5 protein-coding genes are annotated in these 6,113 nt (G+C 71.8%); all 5 read right to left on the bottom strand.

Going from position 1 to position 6,113, the window contains the following annotated elements; genetic code table 11:
* Nucleotides 1-1,192 (bottom strand): dihydroorotase (locus I5G_RS19830; protein ID WP_022877382.1); only part of this gene is annotated, 1,192 nt, incomplete at its 3' end.
* A complete protein-coding gene (locus I5G_RS00970; protein WP_022877381.1) occupies nucleotides 1,189-2,157 on the bottom strand; it encodes an aspartate carbamoyltransferase catalytic subunit in 969 nt (322 codons plus the stop codon). The genes I5G_RS00970 and I5G_RS19830, both read right to left, overlap by 4 nt.
* Nucleotides 2,154-2,684 (bottom strand): bifunctional pyr operon transcriptional regulator/uracil phosphoribosyltransferase PyrR, encoded by a 531-nt coding sequence (gene pyrR, locus I5G_RS00965; RefSeq protein ID WP_022877380.1) that lies wholly within the window; start codon nucleotides 2,682-2,684, stop codon nucleotides 2,154-2,156. Before pyrR ends, I5G_RS00970 begins: the two co-directional genes overlap by 4 nt.
* Before the next feature lie 135 nt (nucleotides 2,685-2,819).
* Complete coding sequence (locus I5G_RS19825) at nucleotides 2,820-3,380, bottom strand: DUF1345 domain-containing protein (RefSeq protein WP_051038557.1); 561 nt, start codon at nucleotides 3,378-3,380, stop codon at nucleotides 2,820-2,822.
* Between the two features lie 299 nt (nucleotides 3,381-3,679).
* Nucleotides 3,680-5,881 (bottom strand): RNA polymerase recycling motor ATPase HelR, encoded by a 2,202-nt coding sequence (helR, locus tag I5G_RS00955; RefSeq protein ID WP_022877378.1) that lies wholly within the window; start codon nucleotides 5,879-5,881, stop codon nucleotides 3,680-3,682.
* Between the last annotated feature and the right edge of the window lie 232 nt (nucleotides 5,882-6,113).

Below are 6,113 nucleotides of genomic sequence, written 5' to 3'. Positions count from 1 at the left end.
GGGCAGAGCATCGTGGCGAACGCGCCGTTGGACAGGCCCGCGAACCAGTCGTCGGACCACTGGCCGAGGTGCGCCGACTGCGTCGCGCTGGCCTTGAGCACCTGGTCGTAGATCTTCTTGACCTCACCCGGGCGACGTCGATCCACTCGAGGAGCCCGGTCTCGACCATGGCCTGGTGGACGACGCGCAGCGCGCTCTCCAGACCCACCATGCCGTTCGCGGCGGCGGCCCACTCGCACGACTTCGCCTCGGCCGGGTGCGGCGCGTGGTCGGTCGCGACGATGTCGATCGTGCCGTCGGCCAGACCCTCGCGCACCGCGAGCACGTCCTCCTCGCGGCGCAGCGGCGGGTTCACCTTGAACCGCGCGTCGTAGTCGCGCACGAGCTCGTCGGTGAGCAGCAGGTGGTGCGGGGTCACCTCGGCGGTGACGTTCACGCCGCGCTTCTTGGCCCAGCGGATGATGTCGACCGACCCGGCCGTCGACAGGTGGCACACGTGCAGACGCGAGCCCACGTGCTCGGCGAGCAGCACGTCGCGCGCGATGATCGACTCCTCGGCGACCGCCGGCCACCCCGCGAGCCCCAGCTCGGCGGACACGGCGCCCTCGTTCATCTGCGCGCCCTCGGTCAGCCGCGGATCCTGCGCGTGCTGCGCGATCACGCCGTCGAACGCCTTCACGTACTCCAGCGCTCGCCGCATGATGAGCGGGTCGAAGACACAGAAGCCGTCGTCGCTGAAGACGCGGACGCGGGCGCGGGAGTCGGCCATCGCGCCGAGCTCGGCGAGACGCTCGCCCTTCTGCCCGACCGTCACGGCGCCGATCGGCTGAACGTGGACGTAGCCCGCGGCCTCGCCGAGCGCGAGCTCCTGCTCGACGACACCGGCCGTGTCGGCGACGGGCGACGTGTTCGGCATCGCGAAGACGGTCGTGAAACCGCCGGCTGCGGCGGCGCGGGATCCGGTGGCGACGGTCTCGGATGCCTCGTACCCGGGCTCGCGCAGGTGCACGTGCAGGTCGACGAGTCCCGGGAGGGCGATGAGGCCCTCGGCATCCACGACGGTCGCGCCCGCGTGCGAGAGGCCGGTTCCGGTCTCGGCGATGACGCCGTCGCGGACGAGGAGGTCGGTGGCATCCCGACCTTCGATCCGCGCGCCGCGCACCAGCAGGGTGTGGGAGGGGGCGTGGCTCATCGAAGGTCCTCTTTCTCGGAGTCGGTCCGCGCGCCCGCCAGCAGCAGGTACAGCACGGCCATGCGCACGGAGACGCCGTTCGCGACTTGCTCGAGAACCGTCGAGCGCGGCGAGTCGGCGGCTTCGGCGGAGATCTCCAGACCGCGATTCATCGGGCCGGGGTGTAGAACGATGCTACCGTCCGGCAGCGCCTCCAGGCGCCGCGCGTCGAGACCGTACCGGCGGGAATACTCCCGTTCAGTCGGGAAATACGCGGCATTCATCCGCTCGAGCTGGATGCGGAGCATCATGAGGGCGTCGGGACCGGCGGCGATCCCGCGGTCCAGGTCGTACTCGACCTCGACCGGCCAGCCGCTGACGTCCTGCGGGACGAGGGTCGGCGGCGCGACGAGCGTCACGTGGGCGCCGAGCGTGTGCAGCAGCCACACGTTCGAGCGCGCGACGCGGGAGTGCAGCACGTCGCCGACGATCGTGACCCGGATGCCGTCCAGCCCGCGCCCGCGGCTGTCGGCGCCGAACAGGCGCTTGCGGATGGTGAACGCGTCGAGCAGCGCCTGCGTCGGGTGCTCGTGCGTCCCGTCGCCGGCGTTCACCACGCCCGCGGTGATCCAGCCGCTGGTGGCGAGCGTGCGCGGAGCCCCGGAGGCGCCGTGGCGGATGACGACGGCATCCGCCCCCATCGCCTGGAGGGTCTGCGCGGTGTCTTGGAGCGACTCGCCCTTGCTGACGCTCGAGCCCTTCGCGGAGAAGTTGATGACGTCGGCGCTCAGGCGCTTGGCGGCGGCCTCGAACGAGATGCGGGTGCGGGTGGAGTCCTCGAAGAAGAGGTTCACCACGGTCTTGCCGCGCAGCGTCGGCAGCTTCTTGACCTCACGGCGCTGCGTGTCGGCCATGTCCTCGGCGACGTCGAGGATCTCGAGCGATTCGGCGCGCGTGAGGTGCTGGGTGTCGAGGAGGTGCCTCATGATTCGATCGTCACCTCTTCGATGCCGTCGACCTCGGCGAGGCGCACGTTGACGCGCTCGTCGCGGGCGGACGGGAGGTTCTTGCCGACGAAGTCGGGGCGGATGGGCAGCTCGCGGTGACCGCGGTCGATCAGCGTCGCCAGCCGCACGGCGGCGGGGCGGCCGATGTCCTGCAGGGCGTCGAGCGCGGCCCGGATGCTGCGACCCGAGAACAGCACGTCGTCCACCAGCACGACGACCTTGCCGTCGATGCCGCCGGCGGGGATGCGCGTGGTGTGCGGTGCCCGCGTGGGATTGCGGTGCAGATCGTCGCGGTACATCGTCACGTCGAGGGCGCCGACCGGGACGGCCGCTCCCCCGAACTCGCTGATCAGCGGAGCGATGCGCTCGGCGAGGGTGACACCGCGCGTCGGGATCCCGAGGAGGACGAGTCCTTCCGGCCCCTTATTGGACTCCAGGATCTCGTGCGAGATGCGCGTCAAAGCGCGGGCGATGTCGGCATCGTGCATGACGGTGCGCGTACTCATCCGCTGCTCCCTTCTCCGCCTCACGGGACGGGGTTAAAGGTTGCCGTGGTTCTCCCTCGAGTGTAGCGGGTGTGGATGACGGATGCCGGGCGCGCCGGGCTGTGCAGGAGGGGTGCCGCGCGTACGGCGAGAGGATCACCCGGACTGCGTGAGGCTCGTGATGAGGTTGATCGCCACCGCCACGACGAATGTCCCGTAGAAGTACGCGAGCAGGCCGTGCGCGAAGGCGATCCGTCGAGTCGGGGTGGACGACTGGGTCACGCTGCTCGCGCTGTAGGCCATGCCGATGTTGAACGCCGCGTACGCGAAGTCGCTGTACGACGGGTCCTCCTCCTGGTCGAAGTCGAACCGGTGGTTCTCGTCGAGGTAGTACATCCGGGCGTACTTGAACGCGTAGACGGTGTTCATGACCGCCCAGGCCGCGACCACGCCGACGACCGCGAGGATCGCGCAGGCGGCACCGATCGGGTCGCTCTGCTGGCTGCGGATGAGCGCGAGCACGACGCCGACGAGGCTGAGCAGCGTCGCGCCGATGATCAGTGCATCGACGAGGCGGCGCGAGCGCCGCTCGTGGCGCGCCAGGTCGCGCGTCTGCTGCGGTCCGGCGCGCCACGCGCGCGCCCAGGCCCAGGTGAGGAAGACGGCGGCCGCGACGGCCCACCCGATGAGGGGTGCGAGTTCGGGAGCACCGAGCATCATCGGGATGGTTGCGACCAGCAGACCGACGAGGGCGGCGACCCCCCGCCTTGACGGCGATGTGCGACATGGGCGTCCCTTCCGGCGATGAGGCCTGCACGCTCGCACCGCTCGCCGGGAGCGGCGTACGGCCTTGACAGCTCCCGCGCTTCTCCTCGGGCATGTGCTGCGGGGACCGGAACAGCCCACGCGACGGGAGGAGATTCGGCGGGGCGGAGGATGGATGCCGCGGTCTCGGTCCTCCCCTGCCCGAATCTCCTCCCGTCACGCCCCGGCCTCCGCTCCGCCCCGGCCCCGCGCTACTCCAGCACGACGAGCCGCTGCGTCGCGCGGGTCATCGCGACGTACCGGTCGACCGCGCCCGTGATCCCGTCGCCGAAGCGGGAGGGCTCGACGAGGACGACGAGGTCGAACTCCAGCCCCTTCACCCGCTGCGGGTCGAGCGACGAGACCCGCTCGCGCGGCGCGAAGTCCGGGGCGCCGATCACCACCGCCGTCCCCTCGGCGGTTCCCCGCTCCCACGCGGCGATGATCTCGGCGAGGTCGGCGCGCGCGCCGTACTCGACGGGGACGCCCGTCCGTCGGATCGATTCCGGCACGTTCGCGTCGGGCAGCACGGCGCGGATCACCGGGGCCGCGGCATCCATCACCTCCCCCGGAGTGCGGTAGTTCACGTGCAGCGTCGCGATCCGCACGCGCTCGACGCCCACCCGCGCGAGCCTGTCCTCCCACGGCTCGGTGAATCCGTGGCGCGCCTGCGCGCGGTCGCCGACGATCGTGAGGCTCCTGGACGGGCAGCGTCTCAGGAGCATGCGCCACTGCGCGTCGGTGAGTTCCTGCGCTTCGTCGACGATGACGTGGGCGAAGGGGCCCGCGAACGGATCGAGGATGGATGCCGCGGGGCTCTCGAGCGTCCGGCGCAGGTCCTGCCCGCGCAGCATCGACATCACCCGCATGTCGCCGTCGTCGGCGGCGATGAGGTCGGTCACGACGTCGGACATGATCCGGCGCTCCTCCGCCGCCTCCCGCCGTGCCCGACGCTCCGCGGCCTCCCGGCGGGGGTCGCCCACCTCCTGGCGGGCGGCATCGAGCAGCGGCAAATCCGACGCGGTCCAGACCTCCGGAACTCCGCGATCGACGAGCGCCGCGAGGTCGTCGGCCGCGAGCCACGGTGCGCACCGGCGGAGCAGGGCCGTGTTCGTGAGCAGCCCGCGGAGAACGGCATCCGGGTCGAGAAGCGGCCACGCGCCGTCGAACAACGCCCGCAGATCGTCGTCGTTCTCCAGCGCTTCGCGCGGGGATTCGTCCTCGTCCCAGCCCGAGCCGTAGGCGTCGAAGTCGTCGCGCGATCGGGATGCCTCGCCCCACCCCTCGTCCCACGTGTCGGTCGCACCGCCGCGCAGCTCGTCGTCGACGCGTTCCTCGAGCAGCGTGAGCAGCCGCTCCCACGCGCGGGTGCGCAGCTCGTTGTGGGCGACGACACCGACGCCCTCGAAGATCTCGGCCCACTCGGCCGCGTCGACGACGACGGCGCCCCACGCGGTGTCCACGGTCGTGCTCCGCGTCGGCGGGCGCTGCCACCGCCGCACGGCGGCCTCGACCGCGTCGATCATGCGGCCGTCGCCGAGCACGCGGCGAAGGCGCGGATCGGGTTCCGGGTTCACGCGCGCCTCACCCGCGAGGTCGTTCACCGCGCACACGCGGGCACCCTCCTCGCCGAGGCCGGGCAGGACGTCGTCCACGTAGTCGACGTACGGCCGGTGCGGCCCGACGAAGAGCAGCCCTTCGCTCTCCCCCTGCATTCGCGGGTCCGAGTAGAGCAGGTACGCGGCGCGATGCAGCGCGACGACGGTCTTGCCCGTCCCCGGGCCGCCGTCGACGACGAGCGCTCCGCGGGCGTGCGCGCGGATGATGGCATCCTGATCCGTCTGGATCGTCGCGAGCACGTCGCGCATCTTGGGTGATCGGCTGGTGCCCAGGCTCGCGATGAACGCGGACTGGTCGTCGAGCGCCGCCCCCGCTCCGGGGCCGTCGCCGAACACCTCGTCCCAGAAGTCGACGATGCGTCCCGCGCGCCAGCGGTACCGCCGGCGACTGCGGAGCCCCTCCGGGTGCGCGGCCGTCGCCGCGAAGAAGGGCCGGGATGCCGGGGCCCGCCAGTCCAGGAGAAGGCGTTCGCCCGTGGCATCCACGATCCCGAACCGGCCGACGTACGTCGCGGTGCCGGCCTCATCGACCATTCGCCCGATGCATGCGTCGAGGCCGAAACGGCGGAGGACCCGGAGCCGTGTCGACAGCTGCTGCACCTCGAGGTCGCGTTCGAGAGCGCGTTGACCGCTCGCGTGCTCCCGACGCAGCGCGGTGAGTCGGAGCTCGACCCGCTCCCCCTCGGCGGCGAGGGCGGCCGCGATCGCAGCGAACCGCCGCTCGTCGTCGCCGATGAGCGCGGCCTTGTCGTGCAGTCGCGCGGGTAGAGCGAAAGGGCTGGTGTTCGTGTGCATCGCCGGTGTCCCCTTCGTGCGCCGAATGCGGGCGCGACCTGCGATTTTGCATCACAGAGGGGGCCTTGCGGCAAGCCCGGGGTCGGGCGCGATAATGGAAGGGGAAGGGAATTGCGGTTTCGGCCCGCGCGAAGGCACGGCCCCCGCGACGCGCCCGCCCCCGCCCCCGCGACGGGAGGAGATCCGGGCGACGGAGGATGGATGCCGCGGATGCGATCCTCCCCCGGCGAGA

It is taken from the genome of Microbacterium sp. B19 (assembly GCF_000333395.1).
In the GTDB taxonomy this organism is placed as follows: domain Bacteria; phylum Actinomycetota; class Actinomycetes; order Actinomycetales; family Microbacteriaceae; genus Microbacterium.
This window is presented reverse-complemented; position numbering and strand designations above follow the sequence as displayed.